Here is a 21159-nt window from a genome sequence, read left to right as displayed (position 1 = left end):
GAGTGGATCAGCGTGCTAAAGCGCTCGTAAGCGCAGGCAGAATCTTCATCACATCGCCGACAATGCCGTAATCAGCGTATTGAAATATCGGCGCATTTTTATCTTTGTTGATGGCGCAGATGGTTTGTGAACCGTTCGCGCCCACCATGTGCTGGATCTGCCCGGAAATGCCCACCGCGAGGTAAAGCTCTGGTTTAAGCATCAGGTTGGAGATGCCGACATAACGCTCGTGCTCCATCCATTTTTCGTTTTCCGCCACCGGACGAGAACACGCCAGTTCCGCGCCTATGGCCTGACACAGCGCCTGGGCCAGCGAGATATTCTCTTTGCTGCCGATGCCGCGCCCGACGCTGACCACCAGTCGCGCTTTATCAAGATCGACCGTGTTGCTCTGGCGCGCCTGCGTTGCGGTGCGCGTTACGACGACATCTGGCGACTGCCACTGCACGTCATGCGACTCGCCGTGGCGGGACGCGTCCGCCTGTTGCGCCTCGAACGTGCCGCTGCCGACGGTGATCACCGCATACGGTGATGTGATGGTCTCTTCGCCAATCGCCAGCCCGCCGTAGACCATATGCCGGACGGTCGCATGGCCCTCCTGCTGCGTTACCGCACTGGCGTCGTTAGAGACGGCCGCCGCGAGACGAAATCCCAGCTTTGCCGCCAGCAGTTTGCCACGGCGGGTATTAGGCAGCAGCACCAGACCCGAATCCCCCTGCTGGCGAATCGTCTGCGCCATCACCCCGGCGTAATCTTCCACCATGCGGTCGTCCGGTTTACCGCGTAAATGCCAGATGTGATTCGCCCCCAGCTGGCGTGCCGTCTCGCCCTCGACGTCGTGCTGCACAAACGCATGAATCTGCTCGCCTGAAGCCAGTGCGCCGCTCATCAGTTCCGGCAGACGAGAAGGGGTATCGCTGAATACCCAGACATGAGAAAACGTGTTCATAATATCCCCCGGTAATTAAATGATTTTGCGCAGATGTTCGGCGAACGCGGCGATCTGTTCTTCACCATCGCCTTCAATAACGATGCGCTGACGCTCGCGTTGTTTCGGTGCGGCGACTTTCTGGACGGAGTACGCGTCTGGCGCACTGAAACCAATATCCGCCGCAGACCAGACCTGCACCGGTTTTTTCGCCGCGCCCAGAATCGCTTTCATCGACGGGATCTGCGGAGCGTTAATGTCTGTGGAGACCGCCACCATCGCAGGCAGGGGAATACTCAGGGTTTCAATTTCATCTTCCAGTTCACGCTCAACGGTAAGCGCACTTTCCGTCAGGGAGAGGATTTTGCTCACGCCGTTGATGGCCGGAATGTTCAGCGTTTCACCCACCAGCAGGCTGACCTGCTGGGCATAAAGGTCGGAGGAACCGTCGCCGCAAACGATCAGATCAAAGCCCGATTTTTGCGCGGCGGCGGCAAGCGCTGCGGCGGTGCGTTGCGGCAAAGCCTGTTCAAACTGGTCGTCTATCACCACGACCAGTTCATCTGGCCCACGGGAGAGCACATCTTTACGCCCTTTGGCGTTGGTCAGCGCCTTGCCGCCTACGCTCATGGCAATCACCTGGGCATCGCTTGCCTGCTGCTTTAACTGGCAGGCAGCTTCAATCGCATTCAGATCGTACTGACTGATTTTGGCATCCGCTTTGCTGATATCTAATGAACCATCGGCATTATTGATCGCAATATCCTGCTCATCAGGCACGCACTTGTAACAAGTAATTATCTTCATTGCATCTCCAGAAATCATGAAGGAAACGTCATCCATATCGGCGGTGTTAAATACAGATATCACGCTCTTTAATTCGGAAATAAAACTTTAATCACCAATATTGAAAATGTCACACGCTGATATTTACAACTTTCAATATTGTTAAGCACCTCACTAATATTGAACAGCACCCGTAGAACATAAAAATTTTCAATATTGCTTGATGGATCACCAATATTGAATGAGAGATGCGCGCAATTCGACCAAAATACATCGCATCTAATTGTTTTAAATTGATTTTATTTGAAAATCAGGGTCAAAAACACCAGACAAAAAAGTGTGATCAACATAACGGATTACCGCAAAATGAATACCCATTATGAGTTACTCGCCAAAGCGACTCTGAGGTCTAACTGTCATCAGATTATTACTAAGAAAAATAAACAAAATATAACAAACGGGAACGTAACATAAATTTCGTTTTGACACTGGAATTGACTCATGAAAAATGAAAAGAGAAAGTCCGGGATTGAACCTAAGGTTTTTTTCCCGCCGTTAATAATTGTAGGGATACTTTGTTGGCTAACCGTCAGAGATCTCGACGCTGCGAATATTGTTATTAATGCCGTCTTCAGTTATGTCACAAATATCTGGGGTTGGGCATTTGAATGGTACATGGTGGTGATGCTTTTTGGCTGGTTCTGGCTGGTCTTCGGCCCTTACGCTAAAAAAAGATTAGGTGATGAACCGCCAGAATTCAGCACCGCCAGCTGGATTTTCATGATGTTCGCCTCCTGCACTTCCGCCGCCGTGCTGTTCTGGGGCTCAATCGAAATTTATTATTACATCTCGACGCCGCCCTTTGCTCTGGCACCTGGCTCCAACGGCGCCAAAGAGATCGGCCTCGCCTACAGCCTGTTTCACTGGGGGCCGTTACCGTGGGCGACTTACAGCTTCCTCTCCGTCGCGTTCGCCTACTTCTTTTTTGTTCGCAAAATGGACGTGATTCGTCCCAGCTCGACGCTGGTACCTTTAGTGGGCGAGAAACACGCGAAAGGGTTATTCGGTACTATTGTCGATAACTTCTATCTGGTGGCGCTGATCTTCGCGATGGGCACCAGCCTCGGCCTGGCGACGCCGCTGGTGACAGAGTGTATGCAGTATCTGTTCGGCATCCCTCATACGCTGGAACTGGACGCCATCATCATTACCTGCTGGATCGTTCTGAACGCCATTTGCGTGGCCTGCGGCCTGCAAAAAGGGGTGAAAATCGCCAGTGACGTGCGTAGCTATCTCAGCTTCCTGATGCTCGGCTGGGTGTTTATCGTCAGCGGCGCCAGCTTCATCATGAACTACTTCACCGATTCCGTCGGTATGCTGTTGATGTATCTGCCACGCATGTTGTTCTACACCGATGCAATCGGCAAAGGCGGCTTCCCGCAGGGCTGGACCGTTTTCTACTGGGCATGGTGGGTCATTTACGCCATCCAGATGAGTATCTTCCTCGCGCGTATTTCCCGCGGCCGTACCGTGCGTGAACTGTGCTTTGGGATGGTGCTCGGCCTGACCGCCTCCACCTGGATTCTGTGGACCGTTCTTGGCAGCAACACCCTGCTGCTGATGGATAAAAATATCCTCAATATTCCACAACTGATCGAACAGCACGGCGTGGCGCGCGCCATCATCGAAACCTGGGCCGCACTGCCATTCAGCACGGCTACGATGTGGGGATTCTTCATCCTCTGCTTTATCGCCACCGTCACGCTGATTAACGCCTGCTCCTACACGCTGGCCATGTCCACCTGCCGCGAAGTGCGCGACGGTGAAGAGCCGCCGCTGCTGGTACGTATCGGCTGGTCGGTGCTGGTTGGCGTTATCGGCATCGTCCTGTTAGCGCTCGGCGGGTTAAAACCCATTCAAACCGCGATTATCGCCGGAGGATGCCCGCTGTTCTTCGTCAACATCATGGTAACGCTCTCCTTTATCAAAGACGCCAAAGTGCACTGGAAAGATAAATAAACTCAATAAACTCCTTACAAATGAGGCTGGAAGATGGATTTTAATTTGAATGACGAGCAGGAACTGTTTGTCGCCGGTATTCGTGAACTGATGGCCAGTGAGAACTGGGAAGCCTACTTTGCCGAGTGCGATCGCGACAGCGTCTACCCGGAACGTTTTGTGAAAGCGCTGGCGGATATGGGCATTGACAGCCTGTTGATCCCGGAAGAACACGGCGGGCTGGAAGCCGGTTTCGTCACCGTTGCCGCCGTATGGATGGAACTGGGGCGTCTGGGCGCGCCAACTTACGTGTTGTACCAATTGCCGGGAGGTTTTAACACTTTCCTGCGTGAAGGGACCCAGGAACAAATTGATAAAATCATGGCGTTCCAGGGAACCGGCAAGCAGATGTGGAACTCGGCGATCACCGAACCGGGAGCGGGATCGGATGTTGGCAGTTTAAAAACTACCTATACCCGTAAAAATGGTAAGGTTTATCTTAACGGCAGCAAGTGTTTCATCACCAGTAGCGCCTACACCCCCTACATCGTGGTGATGGCACGGGACGGCGCCTCCCCGGACAAACCGATTTATACCGAATGGTTTGTCGATATGAGCAAACCCGGCATCAAGGTTAACAAACTTGAGAAGCTCGGCCTGCGCATGGACAGCTGCTGTGAAATCAATTTTGACGATGTTGAGCTGGACGAAAAAGACATGTTCGGCCGGGAAGGTAATGGCTTTAACCGCGTAAAAGAAGAGTTCGACCACGAACGTTTTCTGGTGGCTTTAACCAACTACGGTACGGCGATGTGCGCGTTCGAAGATGCTGCGCGTTACGCCAATCAGCGCGTGCAGTTTGGCGAGACGATCGGCCGCTTCCAGCTGATTCAGGAGAAGTTCGCGCATATGGCGATCAAATTAAACTCCATGAAAAACATGCTGCTGGAAGCCGCGTGGAAAGCGGATAACGGCACCATCACCTCGGGCGATGCCGCGATGTGTAAATACTTCTGCGCCAACGCCGCGTTTGACGTGGTAGACAGCGCCATGCAGGTATTGGGCGGCGTCGGGATTGCGGGCAACCACCGCATTACGCGTTTCTGGCGTGACCTGCGCGTTGACCGCGTCTCCGGCGGCTCTGACGAAATGCAGATCCTGACGCTCGGCCGCGCCGTGCTGAAGCAATACCGTTAAACATTGCCCGGTGGCGGGCCTACAAACATCGTAGGCCGGATAAGGCGTTTACGCCGCCATCCGGCAACATGCCCGGTGGCGCTACGCTTACCGGGCCTACAAACCATCGTAGGCCGGATAAGGCGTTTATGCCGCCATCCGGCAATTTGCCCGGTGGCGCTGCGCTTACCGGGCCTACAAAAAATGCAGGAATTTATTTATGAACCGTTTACCGATGCCCACTTTCGGGCCGCTCGCCGGATTGCGGGTCGTGTTCTCTGGGATTGAAATCGCCGGGCCGTTCGCCGGACAAATGTTCGCAGAGTGGGGCGCGGAAGTGATCTGGATTGAAAACGTCGCCTGGGCCGATACCATTCGCGTCCAGCCGAACTATCCGCAGCTTTCACGCCGAAACTTGCATGCCCTCTCCCTTAACATCTTCAAAGATGAAGGTCGGGAAGCGTTTCTGAAACTCATGGAAACCACTGACATCTTCATCGAAGCCAGCAAAGGCCCGGCGTTTGCCCGTCGCGGAATTACCGATGACGTGCTGTGGGGACACAACCCCAAACTGGTGATCGCCCACCTTTCCGGTTTCGGTCAGTACGGCACGGAGGAGTACACCAACCTCCCGGCTTACAACACCATCGCCCAGGCCTTTAGCGGCTACCTGATTCAGAACGGCGATGTCGATCAACCCATGCCCGCGTTCCCGTATACGGCGGACTATTTTTCCGGGATGACCGCCACCACCGCCGCGCTGGCGGCTTTGCACAGAGTGCGTGAAACCGGCAAAGGCGAAAGCATTGATGTGGCGATGTATGAAGTGATGCTGCGTATGGGTCAGTACTTCATGATGGATTACTTCAACGGCGGCGAAATTTGCCCGCGCATGACCAAAGGCAAAGACCCCTACTACGCCGGATGCGGGCTGTATAAATGCGCAGACGGTTACATCGTGATGGAGCTGGTCGGCATTACGCAGATCAACGAGTGCTTTAAGGATATCGGTCTGGCGCACATTCTGGGTACGCCAGAGGTGCCGGAAGGCACCCAGCTTATCCATCGCGTTGAGTGCCCTTACGGGCCGTTAGTCGAGGAAAAACTGGATGCGTGGCTGGCAACCCGTTCCATCGCCGACGTGCAGGCGCGTTTCGCCGAGCTGAATATCGCCTGCGCGAAAGTGCTGACCATTCCAGAACTGGAAAGCAACCCGCAGTACGTCGCCCGCGAATCCATTACCGAGTGGCACACGATGGATGGCCGCACCTGTAAAGGGCCAAACATCATGCCGAAATTCAAAAACAACCCAGGGAAAATCTGGCGTGGCATGCCGTCGCATGGCATGGACACCGCCGCCATTCTAAAAAACATCGGTTACAACGAAGCAGATATACAGGAACTGGTCAGCAAGGGTCTGGCCAAAGTTGAGGATTAAACGCAAAGCGCTAACCGGTTTATCCGGTTAGCGCGCATGCCTATTTTCGAACGGATAACAGTGCAATGGATATCGTTGGCGGACAAAACTTACGTCAGATGTGGGACGACCTGGCCGAGGTATACGGAAATAAAACGGCGCTTATTTTTGAATCCAGCGAAGGCGTTGTCCGGCAATTCAGCTACGCGTCGCTGAATGAAGAGATCAACCGCACGGCGAACCTTTTCCTCGCCTCAGGCATTCAGAAAGGCGATAACGTCGCGCTGCATCTGGATAACTGCCCGGAGTTCTTTTTCTGCTGGTTTGGTCTGGCCAAAATTGGCGCCATCATGGTGCCGATCAATGCCAGGCTCCTGCGCGAAGAGAGCGCCTGGATTTTACAAAACAGCCGCGCGCAGCTCATCGTCACCAGCGCTGAATTTTATCCGATGTATCGCCAGATACTGCTTGAGGACGATACCCTGCTCAATCATATCTGTCTGATTGGCGAAAATGCGCCCGTTGAAGATAACGTTAGCCATTTTTCTCAACTGAAAGACCAGCAGCCTGCCACATTGTGCTATGCGCCGCCGTTATCCACTGACGACACGGCGGAGATTCTGTTTACTTCTGGCACCACCTCGCGGCCAAAAGGCGTGGTCATTACCCATTACAACCTGCGTTTTGCGGGTTACTACTCCTCCTGGCAGTGTGCGCTGCGTGAAGATGACGTCTATCTGACGGTGATGCCCGCCTTTCATATTGACTGTCAGTGTACTGCGGCAATGGCGGCATTCTCCGCAGGCAGCACCTTTGTGCTGATCGAAAAATACAGCGCCCGCGCGTTCTGGGGACAGGTACGAAAGTATCGCGCCACCGTCACGGAATGTATTCCGATGATGATCAGGACGCTGATGGTGCAGCCCGCCTCCCCGGAAGAGAGGCAGCATTGTCTGCGCGAAGTGATGTTCTATCTCAACCTTTCCGTGCAGGAAAAAGACGCTTTTATTGCACGTTTCGGCGTCCGGCTGCTGACCTCTTACGGGATGACGGAAACCATTGTCGGCATTATTGGCGATCGTCCCGGCGATAAACGGCGCTGGCCATCTATTGGTCGCCCTGGATTTTGCTATGAGGCGGACATCCGCGATGAGCAGAACCGCTCGCTGCCCGCCGGAGAAATCGGTGAAATCTGTATTAAAGGCGTGCCGGGAAAAACCCTCTTTAAAGAGTATTACGCCAGGCCGGAAGCCACCGCCAAAGCGCTGGAAGCCAACGGCTGGCTGCATACCGGTGATTCCGGCTATCGGGATGAGGAGGGATTTTTCTATTTCGTCGACAGGCGTTGCAACATGATTAAGCGCGGCGGCGAAAATGTCTCCTGCGTCGAACTGGAAAACATTATTTCGGCTCATCCCAAAATTCAGGACATCGTCGTTATTGGTATTCACGATTCGATCCGCGATGAAGCCATTAAAGCCTTTGTGGTGCTTAATGAAGGTGAAACATTAACGGAAGAGGAGTTTTTCGCTTTCTGTGAACAGAATATGGCGAAATTCAAAGTCCCCTCTTTTCTTGAGATAAGAAATGATCTGCCCCGAAATTGTTCAGGAAAAATAATTAAAAAGAACCTGAAATAAGCATTCTTACCCGTCCGATTTTAAATAATGGAGTGAAGATATGAGTGAATCATTACATTTGACCCGTCACGGCCCGATTCTGGAAATTACGCTGGATCGCCCGAAAGCGAATGCAATAGACGCAAAAACCAGTTTTGAGATGGGCGAAGTTTTTCTCAATTTCCGTGACGATCCCGAATTACGTGTGGCGATCATCACCGGTGGCGGCGAAAAATTCTTCTCCGCAGGCTGGGATTTAAAAGCGGCAGCCGAAGGCGAAGCCCCGGACGCCGATTTTGGCCCCGGCGGGTTTGCCGGTTTAACCGAGATCTTTGACCTGGATAAACCGGTGATTGCCGCCGTTAACGGCTATGCCTTCGGCGGCGGGTTCGAACTGGCGCTGGCGGCGGATTTTATCGTCTGTGCCGATAACGCCAGTTTCGCGCTGCCTGAAGCAAAGCTCGGCATTGTGCCTGACAGCGGCGGCGTGCTGCGCCTGCCTAAGCTGTTGCCGCCTGCTATCGTCAACGAAATGCTGATGACCGGCAGACGAATGGACGCAGAAGAAGCCTTGCGCTGGGGAATTGTGAACCGGGTTGTCAGCCAACAAGCGTTAATGGACAGCGCCCGCGAACTGGCGCAACAGCTGGTGAACAGCGCGCCGTTGGCGATCGCCGCCCTCAAAGAGATCTACCGCACAACCAGCGAAATGCCGGTGGAAGAAGGCTATCGCTACATTCGCAGCGGCGCATTGAAGCACTACCCGTCGGTACTGCACTCTGAAGATGCGCTCGAAGGCCCGCAGGCGTTTGCCGAAAAACGCGATCCGGTCTGGAAAGGCCGCTAGCGCCGCGCTGCCGGATGGCGCTAACGCTTATCCGCCTACTGCCGTAGGTCGGATAAGGCGCAGCCGCCATCCGACAACAATCACGGAGAAATAACCATGAGCTATTACGCCTTTGAAGGCCTGATTCCGGTAGTACATCCAGAGGCGTACGTGCATCCCAGCGCCGTGTTGATTGGCGATGTCATCGTCGGTGCCGGCGTCTATATCGGCCCGCTTGCATCGCTGCGCGGCGACTATGGGCGTCTGATTCTTGAGGCGGGCGCTAACCTTCAGGATAGCTGCATCATGCACGGTTATTGCGATACCGACACCATCGTGCATGAAAACGGGCATATCGGGCACGGCGCAATCCTTCACGGCTGCGTGATTGGTCGTGATGCGTTAGTGGGCATGAACAGCGTAATCATGGATGGCGCAATCATCGGCGAAGAGAGTATCGTCGCCGCCATGAGTTTTGTAAAAGCGGGTTTTGTCGGCGCGCCCAGGCAGCTGCTGGTTGGCGCGCCTGCACGCGTCAAACGTGATGTCACGGATGAAGAGCTGCACTGGAAACGGCTCAACACGCAGGAATATCAGGATCTCGCGGTACGCTGTCGGGCATCGCTATGTGAAACGCAACCCTTAACCCAGGTCGAAAAGAACCGGCCGCGCCTGAAAGGCACGACGGAGGTGAAGCCAAAATCGGCGTAGCGCTTTGTGCCGGATGGCGCTGGCGCTTATCCGGCCTACGAGTCAACACACCGTTGCAGGCCGGATAAGGCATTTACGCCGACATTACCGACGCATACTTTTTGATAGCATCATCTGCCATTTCTGCTCGCGGTTTAGCTCTGCGGGCGGAACCGGCATTCGCGGGGTTCTCTCCGCTTTTACCATCTTCTCCTGCGCGCTATGACCCAAACGCGCATAGAGCTGCGCGTCAATACGCTTAATACGCACCAGACGCTGGCACTGGCATCCTCGCCCTTCCAGCTGATTAGGGATCGTCCTGGTCTCGCACTCTATTTCCCCCACTTCAGAAAGAATATACGAAACCGTATTAATCGCTTTGCAATAATCCATATTAAATTGCTTCGCGATCTCTTTGGCGCTCACCCACCGGTTTTCTGCCATTACCCAATCAGCAATTAACAAATAAAGTGGTTTCTCAACATATTTTTCACTCATAAGCACACCATTTTACAAATTAAAAATCTTGCTACGGTTCGTTATGGCCTGAATATAAATAACGCCATTAACCATAAATAAATTGTGGATATAAGGGGATAGTATGCGACTTAATTGTTGATTAGTGTGAGCGAAATCGTGCTTGTTACATTGAAAACCACATCCAGGAAGCGTATGTGACCAGGAATGACCTTATGGCGTAAAAAAAGGTTCCTTTGCAGGAACCTTTTTATATCACCAGATAAATGCGTCTGCCGCTTACTTCGTAATTTGCGCGTGCATTTCCTGTACGGAGATCACCTTTTCAGTCGCATCGGCGTTCAGCGCCATCGTCGTGGCGAAGCCGCCGTTCAGGGTCGTGTCGTAATGCACTTTATACTGCAACGCGCTGCGGCGAATCAGTTTAGAGTCCTCAATCGCCTGACGACCTGCGGTGGTGTTGATGATGTAGGTGTATTCGCCATTCTTGATACGGTCCTGAATGTGCGGACGACCTTCGTGCACCTTGTTGACCAGACGCGGGTTGATGCCCGCCTCACCCAGCACAATCGCCGTACCGTGAGTCGCATCCAGTTCGAAGCCCTGTTTCAGCAGCTTCGCCGCCAGGTCCACCACGCGTTCTTTGTCGCCTTCACGAACGGAGAGCAGCGCACGGCCCGATTTCTTCATCGTCGAGCTGCTGCCAAGCTGCGCTTTGGCGAACGCTTCAGCGAAGGTGCGGCCGACGCCCATCACTTCCCCGGTAGAGCGCATTTCTGGCCCTAACAGCGGGTCAACGCCCGGGAATTTGTTGAACGGCAGCACCACTTCTTTCACCGAGTAGTACGGCGGGATGATTTCTTTCGTCACGCCCTGCTCGGTCAGCGATTTGCCCGCCATCACGCGCGCCGCCACTTTCGCCAGCGGTAAGCCGGTCGCTTTGGAGACGAACGGTACGGTACGCGCCGCACGCGGGTTCACTTCAATCAGATAGACTTCGTTGTCTTTCACCGCGAACTGCACGTTCATCAGACCACGCACCTGCAACTCAAAGGCCAGCTTCTGCACCTGCTGGCGCATCACGTCCTGAATCTCTTTGCTTAACGTGTAGGCCGGCAGAGAACATGCGGAGTCACCGGAGTGCACGCCCGCCTGTTCGATGTGTTCCATGATGCCGCCAATCAGCACCATTTCACCGTCGCAGATAGCATCCACATCCACTTCCACCGCGTCATCAAGGAAGCGATCCAGCAGTACCGGCGCATCGTTAGAGACGCTGACTGCGGTCTGGAAGTAACGACGCAGGTCAGCTTCGTCGTAAACGATTTCCATCGCGCGGCCGCCCAGCACGTAGGACGGGCGAACCACCAGCGGATAGCCAATCTCTTTTGCCTTCTCAACGGCCTGTTCAATCGCCGTCACGGTGGCGTTAGCAGGCTGTTTCAGTTTCAGACGGTCAACCGCCTGCTGGAAGCGCTCACGGTCTTCCGCGCGGTCAATCGCATCCGGGCTGGTGCCGATAACCGGCACGCCTGCCGCTTCCAGCGCGCGCGCCAGTTTCAGCGGAGTCTGGCCGCCGTACTGTACGATGACGCCTTTCGGTTTCTCGACGCGCACGATTTCCAGCACATCTTCCAGCGTGACCGGCTCGAAGTACAGGCGGTCGGAGGTGTCGTAGTCGGTGGAGACCGTTTCCGGGTTACAGTTGACCATAATGGTCTCGTAACCGTCTTCGCGCAGCGCCAGCGAGGCGTGTACGCAGCAGTAGTCAAATTCAATCCCCTGGCCGATACGGTTCGGGCCGCCGCCGAGCACCATGATTTTGTCGCGGTCCTGGTTCGGATTCGCTTCGCACTCATCTTCATAAGTGGAGTACATGTAGGCGGTGTCGGTAGCAAATTCCGCCGCACAGGTGTCCACGCGCTTGTAAACCGGGTGCAGGTTGAACTGGTCGCGCAATTTGCGCACTTCCGCTTCGCGCACGCCCGCCAGTTTAGCCAGACGCGCATCGGCGAAGCCTTTGCGCTTCAGCATCCGCAGGAAGTCAGCGTCGAGACCGGTGATGCCAAGCTCTGCCACTTTCTCTTCCAGACGAACCAGTTCCTCAATCTGCACCAGGAACCAGCGGTCGATGTTGGTCAGGTTAAAGACGCCATCGACAGACAGCCCCGCGCGGAACGCATCAGCGATGTACCAGATACGCTCGGCGCCCGCATCTTTCAGCTCGCGACGAATTTTGGTCAGCGCTTCCGGGTCATCCAGGCTCACTTTCGGGTCAAAACCGGCGGCGCCCACTTCCAGGCCGCGCAGCGCTTTCTGTAAGGATTCCTGCTGAGTGCGGCCAATCGCCATCACTTCGCCGACGGATTTCATCTGGGTGGTGAGACGGTCGTTGCTGCCCGCGAATTTTTCAAAGTTGAAGCGAGGAATTTTGGTGACAACGTAGTCGATGGACGGTTCGAACGATGCCGGAGTACGGCCACCGGTGATGTCGTTCATCAGTTCGTCGAGGGTGTAACCCACCGCCAGTTTCGCCGCCACTTTGGCAATCGGGAAGCCGGTGGCTTTTGACGCCAGCGCCGAGGAGCGGGAAACGCGCGGGTTCATTTCGATGACAATCAGACGACCGTTTTTCGGGTTCACCGCAAACTGAACGTTGGAACCGCCGGTTTCCACGCCGATTTCACGCAGTACCGCCATCGAGGCGTTACGCATGATTTGGTACTCTTTGTCCGTCAGCGTTTGCGCCGGAGCCACCGTGATGGAATCACCGGTGTGAATGCCCATCGCGTCAAAGTTCTCAATGGAGCAGACGATAATGCAGTTGTCGTTCTTATCACGCACTACTTCCATTTCGTACTCTTTCCAGCCAATCAGCGACTCATCAATCAGCAGTTCGTTGGTTGGGGAGAGATCCAGACCGCGCGCGCAAATTTCTTCGAACTCTTCGCGGTTGTAGGCAATACCGCCGCCGGTGCCACCCATCGTAAAGGATGGACGGATAATGCACGGATAACCGACGTCAGCGGCAACCGCCAGCGCCTCTTCCATCGTATGCGCAATACCGGAGCGGGCAGTGTCGAGGCCGATTTTCTTCATCGCCACGTCGAAACGGCGGCGGTCTTCGGCTTTATCAATCGCATCGGCAGTGGCGCCAATCATGGTCACGCCGAACTCAGCCAGCACGCCCTGACGCTCCAGCTCCAGCGCGCAGTTCAGCGCCGTCTGGCCGCCCATCGTCGGCAGCACCGCATCCGGGCGCTCTTTCTCAATAATTTTACGCACCACTTCCCAGTGAATCGGCTCGATGTAGGTCGCATCGGCCATTTCCGGGTCGGTCATGATGGTCGCGGGGTTAGAGTTCACCAGGATGACGCGATAACCTTCTTCACGCAGCGCTTTACACGCCTGGGCGCCAGAGTAGTCAAACTCACACGCCTGGCCGATAACAATCGGGCCCGCACCCAGAATCAGGATACTTTTTATGTCTGTACGTTTTGGCATGGCTCTGTTTACTCCTGATTATTTCGCGGACTGACGGTACTGCTCAATTAACTCGATAAAGTGGTCGAACAATGGCGCGGCATCATGCGGGCCAGGGCTCGCCTCAGGGTGCCCCTGGAAGCTGAACGCCGGTTTATCGGTACGATGAATCCCTTGCAGAGTGCCGTCGAACAGCGATTTGTGCGTCACTCGCAGATTTGCAGGCATAGAAGCCTCATCCACCGCAAAACCGTGGTTCTGCGCCGTAATCATCACGGTATTGTTATCGATATCTTTTACCGGATGGTTACCGCCGTGGTGGCCGAACTTCATCTTGATGGTTTTCGCGCCGCTCGCCAGCGCCAGCAGCTGATGGCCGAGGCAGATGCCGAAAACCGGAATATCGGTTTCGAGGAATGCCTGAATCGCCTCGATAGCGTAGTCGCACGGCGCCGGATCGCCAGGGCCGTTAGAGAGGAAGATACCGTCCGGGTTCATCTTCAGCACCTCTTCGGCGGAGGTCTTCGCCGGAACCACCGTCAGGCGGCAGCCTCTGTCTACCAGCATACGCAGGATGTTGCGTTTCGCGCCGTAGTCGTAAGCCACAACGTGGAACGGCAGGTCAGTTTCTGATTTGGCTTCCGGCAGGTCGTCTGCAAGCGTCCAGCTTCCCTGCGTCCAGCTATAGGATTCAGCGGTGGTCACTTCTTTCGCCAGATCCATTCCGTTGAGGCCCGGGAAGGCTTTCGCTTTCTCCAGCGCCAGTGCCGCATCCGGGTTATCACCCGCGATAATGCAGCCGTTCTGTGCGCCCTTCTCACGCAGCAGGCGCGTCAGCTTACGGGTATCAATATCGGCAATCGCCACGATGTTATGGCGTTTCAGGTAAGAAGAGAGGTCTTCAGTATTGCGGAAGTTGCTGGCAATCAGCGGCAGATCGCGAATGACCAGGCCTTGCGCATGAACCTGAGAGGATTCTTCATCGGCTTCATTGGTGCCGACATTACCGATATGAGGATAAGTAAGAGTGACAATTTGGCGGGAATAGGAAGGATCAGTGAGGATTTCTTGATAACCGGTCATTGAAGTATTGAAAACGACTTCCCCAACCGCCGAACCTGTTGCCCCTATGGCCCGACCGTGAAACTGGGTTCCGTCTTCCAGAACCAATAGCGCTGACTTAATCAAAACACCCTCCAGAGAATATTCACTCACTTTATTTGCATATTAATTCATTTGTATAACCTGAATCAATGCAAATCTGCTTACCCGTGGATTTCTGGCAAACGGCGGCATTCTGAAGATAAGGCGGGTAAAAGTCAACTTAAAGGCGGTATTTTTTGTATTGTTTTACGACTCAGGCAAAGATGTTCTGATTTAACAGGCAAAAAGATCAGCTAACTTGTCCTGGAAAACGCTTGCGTGGCTGAAAGAATGCATTATGAAACCAGTGAGAAGAAAAAAGTGGACCACTTGGTCAAAATTTACATAAAAGCAACAAATAAACAGAAGAAAACAGATAAATTCACGAGTTTAAATAAAAAATAGAAAGATAAAGTTAAAAATAATAGGGCAATAAATTATTGCCCTATGTAATCAATAAATTATGATTACCATAACCACATCACGAAGGGTAAAAACAAGCTATAAATTGTTTAAATCCAGCACATCTCGCATATCAAAAAGACCATTTGGCTTTGATTTTAGCCAGATAGCCGATCTGACCGCGCCATTCGCAAACGTCATACGGCTGGAGGCCTTATGCGTGATTTCAATACGTTCACCGATATCAGCAAACATCGCGGTATGTTCACCCACAATGTCGCCGGCACGAACCGTCGCAAAACCGATGGTGCCCGGCACGCGTTCGCCGGTATAACCTTCACGACTGTATACCGCGCACGCTTTCAGATCTTTGTCCAGCGCGTGGGCGATCGCTTCCCCCATCGCCAGCGCGGTGCCTGACGGCGCATCCACTTTATGGCGATGGTGCGCTTCGATAATTTCAATATCGGTATAGTCGCCCATCACTTTCGCCGCTTTCTCAAGTAGCTTCAGCATGACGTTAACACCGACGCTAAAGTTGGCGGCGAACACAATGCCGATATCCTGCGCGGCATTGCGAATGGCCTGCTTGCCTGCGTCATCAAATCCCGTCGTGCCAATGACGATGCCTTTACCGTGCTGACGGCAAAACGCCAGGTGCGCCAGCGTCCCTTCCGGGCGAGTGAAATCAATAAAGATGTCAAAATCATCTTTTACCGCTTCCAGGCTACTTTGCACGGTGACGCCCGTTTTCCCTGCGCCTGCTAATTCACCGGCATCGCTGCCCAGTAATGAAGAACCTTCCCGCTCCAGCGCCGCGCCGAGTTGAACGCCGTCCATCCCCAGGGCGGCCTGAATCAGCTGACGTCCCATGCGTCCCCCGGCTCCCGCGATGGCAACGCGGATTTGTGCATCATGCATAGCTATTCTCTTTTATTAATTTTGCGTAAATCGTTTTCAGATTAACCAGCGCCACGCCGCGCCGCTAGCCAAAAACGTCGATAATTAGAATTTAATGATAAACAGGGAGAGATATCAGTAAAAGCTATATGCGGAAAAAGCGGGACACCGCAGGCAACTCTGCCTGCGATCAAGAGCAAATGGACGCTATTCAATGGAATAGTTAATGATGAGCTGCCCTTTCTTCATTTTGATCCCACCGATCGTTATACGACCAAGTTGGCCGAGCGAAGTGACATGTGTTCCTCCACAGAAGTACATCGGAAGTTCGCCAAACCCCACTTTACGTCGCTCACCGTCAAACTCAATTCGGCGGGCATAATCCTTCGCCTGCCACTGCTCAATACACGCCAGCAGATTTTCAGCATCAGGAAGACGAGCATGTTCACCTGCTGAAAAGGTAATGCGCCCCTCACCCGGCCAGTGGTGCGCTTTCACTGGCGACCAACCCCATGTTTCTCCCGCACACCCGATAAGATGGCCTGCTGAATGCAGACGAGAGTTGAGCAAACGCGTCTGTACATCGACTTTTAGCTGCACCACTCCCGCTGCAACGGGTTGCGGCAGAATATGTATAATTTGATTATCACGTAACATGATTCCGCAAACTGGAATATCCGCAATCCAGCCTTTGTCTGCGGGTTGTCCACCTCCCTGAGGGTGGAATAATGTTTTATCGAGCGTAACGGCATACAGGCCATCCATTTGTGGAGAGCACCCCGTCACACATGCCATGCCTTCTGTATCATCGGTGCTGTAATAAAGACGTTCTGTCATATGTCCTCCTGTCGTGAAGGGCAGTATATTATTTATCCCGGAGCAGATAATCCGCCTGCCCGGCAATGAATCTTTGCCTGAGAAACACAAATGAATTTGACACTCCTTCCCGATCTGGCCACTTTTGTGTTGATTGTTGATCACGGTAGCTTTTCTGCCGCAGCGCGCGCAGCAGGTGTGACCCCATCAGCCATGAGCCGCAGCGTTTCACGCCTTGAACGCGAAACGGGCAGCCAGTTGTTGCATCGTTCAACACGTAAGCTGGCATTAAGTGAAACAGGAAAGATGGTGTATGAACATGCAAAAATGATGCTGGAAGCGGCGCGACAGGCCATTGATTCCGGGGGAAGCGTACAACACGTTCCTCAGGGAAAGATTACGCTCAGCGTACCCAAAGCCGTCGGACGCTTCGTTATTCATCCACTGATCCCGCAATTTCTTGAACGTTTTCCCCTGGTTGATGTTTGCCTGAGACTCGAAGACCGCTATATGGATCTCATTGATGATGGCGTCGATCTGGCGCTGCAAATCACCAATACCCCCTCGCCCGGGTTGCATGGCAAGCCGTTAATGCCAATCACCCACATCCTCTGCGCCACGCCAGAGTATCTGCAAAAACAGGGGACACCGACGCACCCGGAAGATTTACGTCAGCACAGTTGCATTAGCCTCGGAGAGACGCCAACGGACTCACGCTGGAAATTTCGTAAACAAGGTAAGACAGAAGTCGTTCAAACAACGGGACGCTATGCGGCTAATCATACGGGTGTAAGACTGGACGCAGTAAAGCGCCATCTGGGAATTGGCAGTCTCCCCGCATTCACGGCCAGAGAAGCGTTACAAGACGGCGAAATCATGCAGGTGTTGCCGGAGTGGACGTTCATCAGCAACTACTCCGGCGAGCTATGGCTTTTGTGGGCTGGAAACAAGCATATGCCGCTCAAAATACGGGCCATGATTGATTACCTTAGCCAACAACTAAAATCCTAGGGCGCCAGCGCCAGCACGTCGGCGACCCACTGCTGGAAGCCAGCCACATCTATCTCCAGCGCCACCTGCACGTTAGGGCTTTTCCCCAGTCGACCTTCAATATCAACAACCGTTGTGCCTGCGGTGTATTCCCCCTGTGTCTCTACCGCGACAAAACAGGGTTTAACGGTGAACAGATCCGGGCGAACCAGCCAGGCGATGGCGCAGAGATCGTGCATACGCAGCCCGGTGTTCATGCTGCCGCTGCGGTAGTGGCTAAACAACGCATGCAGCATTTTTCCCGTCCGGTTAAGTTCGGGCAGTTTTGCCAGATAATCCGGCGCCAGCAGGGCCTGGTTGGTCACGTCCAGCCCGCACATCACTATCTCTATCCCACTCTGAAAAACGCGGGAAGCAGCTTCCGGGTCGACGGCAATATTGAATTCGGCGTTCGGCGTAAAGTTTCCCCGCCCCGCAGAGCCGCCCATGATCACCAGACGACGAATGTTAAAAGCGCATTCCGGGTAGTGAGTCAGCAGCAGCGCAATATTGGTCAACGGGCCGATCGCGACCAGCGTGACGGGTTCCGTGGCGCTCATCAGGGCATCCCGAATGGCGATAAAGGCCGGTTTTGCCAATGGCTGGCAATCATGGGCGACAAAGTCATAGCCTTCCATGCCCGACTCGCCGTGGACGTAAGCAGCATCGCGCAACGGGCGCAGCAGCGGCGTGGCGGCCCCCTGCGCCAGCGGGATATCCATGTTCCAGAAATGCAGCAGTTGCAGCGCGTTGCGGGTGGTTTTCTCTACGGAGACATTCCCCGCGACGGTGGTCATCAGTTGCAGGTCAAGCTGCGGGGCAAACAGGGCGGCGGCGATGGCGGCGGCATCGTCTATACCCGGATCGGTATCCAGAATAATGGGCAGGCGCATGTTTCCTCCATAAAAAGATGACAAGCTCCAGGGTTGGCATCCGATTATTGGCAAACCTTTTGCCGGTTGGCAAGCGACCGACCGACAAAAGGAGACGAAACAAAATTTGTCATTAATCCCATACGCCAAAACGTGTTGGCTCATCGTATTAATGCGCCGCCGCAAAGGCCTGTAGCGGGGCTTCCATGATGACATTACTCAGATGGCCAATGTGCTCAATCTCCACTTCAATACGATCGCCTTCCTGCATGAATAACGGCGGATTCCTCTTTTTCCCTACGCCGCCCGGCGAGCCCGTAATGATGACGTCCCCGGAATTAAGACGGGTGAAAGTGCTTATATACTCAATTAATTCAGCAACTTTATGGATCATACTGCTGGTGTTATCTTCCTGTACCATGCGGCCGTTGAGCCAGGTGCGGATCGCCAGCTGATGCGGGTCGGGAATTTCATCGGCAGTAACCATCCACGGGCCAAAAGCGCCGGTCTGCCGCCAGTTTTTCCCCGCAGTAAACCAGCTGTGCTGCCAGTCGCGTGCGGAGCCATCCATATAGCAGCTGTATCCGGCGACATGGTCAAGCGCATGGTCACGGGAGATATTCTCGCCACCGTTACCGATGATCACCGCCAGCTCCCCCTCGTAATCAAACTCATGCGAATGGCGAGGCTTGAGTACCGGCATGTTGTGCCCGGTTTGCGAATCCGCAAAACGAACAAACAGCGTCGGCGCGGGGTCATGCTGATCGAACTCCTGGCGCTTTTCGGCGTAGTTCATGCCGACACAGAGTATTTTTTCCGGTCGCTCTATTACCGGTAAAAAGGTGATTGCATCCATTTTTAGATCGACCGGCGCCTGCGCGAAGCGCCGCGCCTGCTCCAGACCATCCCCCTGCAATAGCGCCTTCAGGTCCCGATACTGGTCGCCGATGCGGTTCCCCAAATCAATAACGCCTCCGGCAGTAACGATGCCATAGCTGCGAGTGCCCTGATAAAGAAAGCTTGCGAGTTTCATAATTATCAATCCTGCATACTTCAATTAAATAAGAAAGTTACCCAGCACCAGCAGCGAAATGGAAACATTTATCGCCCCGCCGATACGCGTCGCAATTTGTGCGAACGGCATCAGGCTCATGCGGTTGCCTGCGGTTAAAATCGCTACGTCGCCCGTACCGCCTTGCCCACTCTGACAGCAGGAGACAATGGCGACATCAATAGGATGCATACCGATTTTTTTACCAACGAAGAATCCTGTCGCGACCAGCGCAGCAACGGTACTGATAATGACCAGAAGATTGGTCAGGGTGAAGGCGTTCACCAGCTCCTCCCACGGCGTAATGGCTACGCCAACCGCGAACAGAATGGGATAAGTCACTGAAGTCTGGAAGAATTTGTACACCACCTGCGAGCCTTCAAGAACGCGGGGCGATACGCCGTTAACTAACTTGACCAGCACTGCCACAAACAACATGCCAACCGGTGCGGGCAAGCCAATCAGCTTGTGCCCTAACATACCCAGCATATAGAGCAGTATCGCCAGCAGCGCGCCTGCGGCAATCGTGGTCACATCCGTTTTGCCAGAGACGCCTTCCGCCAGTGACGGCGATTGTTCATCGGCATTCGCACGGTTTGGCATCAATTGACCTTCGCCGGTCAGATGCGGGAAGCGCTTGCCCAGTTGGTTCAGGCAGCCGGAGATGATAATGGCGGTCAGACTGCCCAGCATCACCATCGGTAAGATACGACCGAGCGCCACCCCTTGATCCATGTGTAACAGGGTCGCATAGCCGATTGAAAGCGGAATGGCGCCTTCGCCAACGCCGCCGGCCATGATGGGTAAAATAATAAAGAAGAAAATCTGAAAGGGTTCGAGGCCAAGCGCCAGGCCGACGCCCATACCAACAACCATACCGACGATTTCACCGCATAACATTGGGAAGAAAATACGCAGGAAACCCTGAATCAGCACGGTGCGATTCATACTCATAATACTGCCGACGATAATGCAGCAGATATAGAGATACAGGATGTTGGTAGATTTATAGAATTTGGTCGTCGACTCCACCACCACATCCGGCAGCAGGCCATAGTAAACTAACGCGGAAGGAATAAAGGTCGCGCAAATTGCGGCGGCCCCCAGTTTGCCGACGATGGGCAAACGCTTTCCAAACTCTCCGCAGGCAAAGCCAAAAAAAGCCAGCGTGGCGACCATCACGACAATATCGCTCGGCAGCTTCCCGCCCAGGCAATCAATCGCGATTAATGCACCGGCCAACAAAAACATCGGTAATGGAATAATACCGATTTTCCATGTATCCATAATGTGCCACCAGCGCTCTTTAAGTGACAAACGCTGAATGTTTAACGGTTCATGAGTAACAGAGAAAGAATCATCAGTCGTGCTCATTATTAAGCCCTCGGTTATTTTTCAGGGTTAGTTTATGGGCTTCAATATTTACTTTGTGTGAGTGCTGACGAATTCAAAAAGAAGTTTTAATGGTCTCTATAGTTTTAATGGTTTCTATTATTTTATGTGATTTATCTCTTATTTAACGCCGTGGTTTTTATGGTTTCTTTTC

General features: G+C 53.6%; 17 protein-coding genes. 7 read left to right on the top strand and 10 right to left on the bottom strand.

Annotated features, from left to right (window positions below):
• Window positions 1–7: 7 nt before the first annotated feature.
• Entirely contained in the window at window positions 8–949 is a 942-nt protein-coding gene (locus OGV67_RS16845; protein ID WP_115615144.1) for an electron transfer flavoprotein subunit alpha/FixB family protein, read from the bottom strand.
• 15 nt (window positions 950–964) lie between these two features.
• Entirely contained in the window at window positions 965–1735 is a 771-nt protein-coding gene (locus OGV67_RS16840) for an electron transfer flavoprotein FixA (RefSeq protein ID WP_115615145.1), read from the bottom strand.
• A gap of 480 nt (window positions 1736–2215) precedes the next feature.
• Here OGV67_RS16840 and caiT point away from each other — a divergent pair, with 480 nt between their 5' ends.
• From caiT to caiE, 6 genes are all read left to right on the top strand, one after another.
• The gene (caiT, locus tag OGV67_RS16835) at window positions 2216–3733 is read left to right on the top strand and encodes an L-carnitine/gamma-butyrobetaine antiporter (protein ID WP_012134129.1); all 1518 of its coding nucleotides are present in this window, start codon (window positions 2216–2218) and stop codon (window positions 3731–3733) included.
• A 33-nt stretch (window positions 3734–3766) separates the two neighbouring features.
• Window positions 3767–4909: a crotonobetainyl-CoA dehydrogenase gene (caiA, locus tag OGV67_RS16830; RefSeq protein ID WP_012134130.1), complete on the top strand. Its 1143-nt coding sequence runs from the start codon at window positions 3767–3769 to the stop codon at window positions 4907–4909.
• A 199-nt stretch (window positions 4910–5108) separates the two neighbouring features.
• The gene (gene caiB / locus OGV67_RS16825; RefSeq protein WP_115615146.1) at window positions 5109–6326 is read left to right on the top strand and encodes an L-carnitine CoA-transferase; all 1218 of its coding nucleotides are present in this window, start codon (window positions 5109–5111) and stop codon (window positions 6324–6326) included.
• A 65-nt stretch (window positions 6327–6391) separates the two neighbouring features.
• Window positions 6392–7945 (top strand): crotonobetaine/carnitine-CoA ligase, encoded by a 1554-nt coding sequence (caiC, locus tag OGV67_RS16820; protein WP_058668555.1) that lies wholly within the window; start codon window positions 6392–6394, stop codon window positions 7943–7945.
• 40 nt (window positions 7946–7985) lie between these two features.
• Window positions 7986–8771 (top strand): crotonobetainyl-CoA hydratase, encoded by a 786-nt coding sequence (gene caiD / locus OGV67_RS16815; RefSeq protein WP_115615147.1) that lies wholly within the window; start codon window positions 7986–7988, stop codon window positions 8769–8771.
• 96 nt (window positions 8772–8867) lie between these two features.
• Entirely contained in the window at window positions 8868–9461 is a 594-nt protein-coding gene (gene caiE, locus OGV67_RS16810; RefSeq protein ID WP_047459010.1) for a carnitine operon protein CaiE, read from the top strand.
• A gap of 84 nt (window positions 9462–9545) precedes the next feature.
• Here the strand turns inward: caiE and caiF are convergent, their stop codons facing one another.
• The 5 genes from caiF to OGV67_RS16785 all read right to left on the bottom strand — a co-directional run bounded on the left by caiF (window position 9546) and on the right by OGV67_RS16785 (window position 16682).
• The gene (gene caiF, locus OGV67_RS16805) at window positions 9546–9938 is read right to left on the bottom strand and encodes a carnitine metabolism transcriptional regulator CaiF (protein WP_012134135.1); all 393 of its coding nucleotides are present in this window, start codon (window positions 9936–9938) and stop codon (window positions 9546–9548) included.
• A 258-nt stretch (window positions 9939–10196) separates the two neighbouring features.
• Window positions 10197–13421 (bottom strand): carbamoyl-phosphate synthase large subunit, encoded by a 3225-nt coding sequence (gene carB / locus OGV67_RS16800; protein WP_012134136.1) that lies wholly within the window; start codon window positions 13419–13421, stop codon window positions 10197–10199.
• Between the two features lie 18 nt (window positions 13422–13439).
• On the bottom strand, window positions 13440–14588 hold the full coding sequence (carA, locus tag OGV67_RS16795) for a glutamine-hydrolyzing carbamoyl-phosphate synthase small subunit (RefSeq protein WP_024130719.1): 1149 nt from the start codon (window positions 14586–14588) through the stop codon (window positions 13440–13442).
• A gap of 456 nt (window positions 14589–15044) precedes the next feature.
• Window positions 15045–15866 (bottom strand): 4-hydroxy-tetrahydrodipicolinate reductase, encoded by an 822-nt coding sequence (dapB, locus tag OGV67_RS16790; RefSeq protein ID WP_286464526.1) that lies wholly within the window; start codon window positions 15864–15866, stop codon window positions 15045–15047.
• A 186-nt stretch (window positions 15867–16052) separates the two neighbouring features.
• Window positions 16053–16682, bottom strand: coding sequence for an alanyl-tRNA editing protein (locus tag OGV67_RS16785; RefSeq protein WP_230012097.1), 630 nt, complete (start codon window positions 16680–16682; stop codon window positions 16053–16055).
• A 90-nt stretch (window positions 16683–16772) separates the two neighbouring features.
• On the opposite strand from OGV67_RS16785, the gene OGV67_RS16780 reads away from it, so the two are divergent.
• Window positions 16773–17672, top strand: coding sequence for a LysR family transcriptional regulator (locus OGV67_RS16780; protein ID WP_012134142.1), 900 nt, complete (start codon window positions 16773–16775; stop codon window positions 17670–17672).
• On the opposite strand, the gene rihC is transcribed toward OGV67_RS16780, so the two are convergent.
• The 3 genes from rihC to OGV67_RS16765 all read right to left on the bottom strand — a co-directional run bounded on the left by rihC (window position 17669) and on the right by OGV67_RS16765 (window position 20987).
• A complete protein-coding gene (rihC, locus tag OGV67_RS16775) occupies window positions 17669–18583 on the bottom strand; it encodes a ribonucleoside hydrolase RihC (protein ID WP_115615148.1) in 915 nt (304 codons plus the stop codon). The two genes, OGV67_RS16780 and rihC, sit on opposite strands and share 4 nt — an antisense overlap.
• A gap of 148 nt (window positions 18584–18731) precedes the next feature.
• Window positions 18732–19595 carry a fumarylacetoacetate hydrolase family protein gene (locus tag OGV67_RS16770; protein ID WP_024130722.1) on the bottom strand — a complete coding sequence of 288 codons (864 nt, stop codon included), beginning with the start codon at window positions 19593–19595 and terminating at the stop codon, window positions 18732–18734.
• Window positions 19596–19619: 24 nt separating this feature from the next.
• On the bottom strand, window positions 19620–20987 hold the full coding sequence (locus tag OGV67_RS16765) for a 2-hydroxycarboxylate transporter family protein (RefSeq protein WP_012134145.1): 1368 nt from the start codon (window positions 20985–20987) through the stop codon (window positions 19620–19622).
• Window positions 20988–21159 lie beyond the last annotated feature (172 nt).

The sequence above is a fragment of the Citrobacter sp. CK188 genome, assembly GCF_030333525.1.
Lineage (GTDB): Bacteria > Pseudomonadota > Gammaproteobacteria > Enterobacterales > Enterobacteriaceae > Citrobacter_B > Citrobacter_B koseri.
The sequence above is the reverse complement of the archived record's forward strand: the minus strand, read 5'-3'. Positions and strand labels throughout refer to the sequence as shown.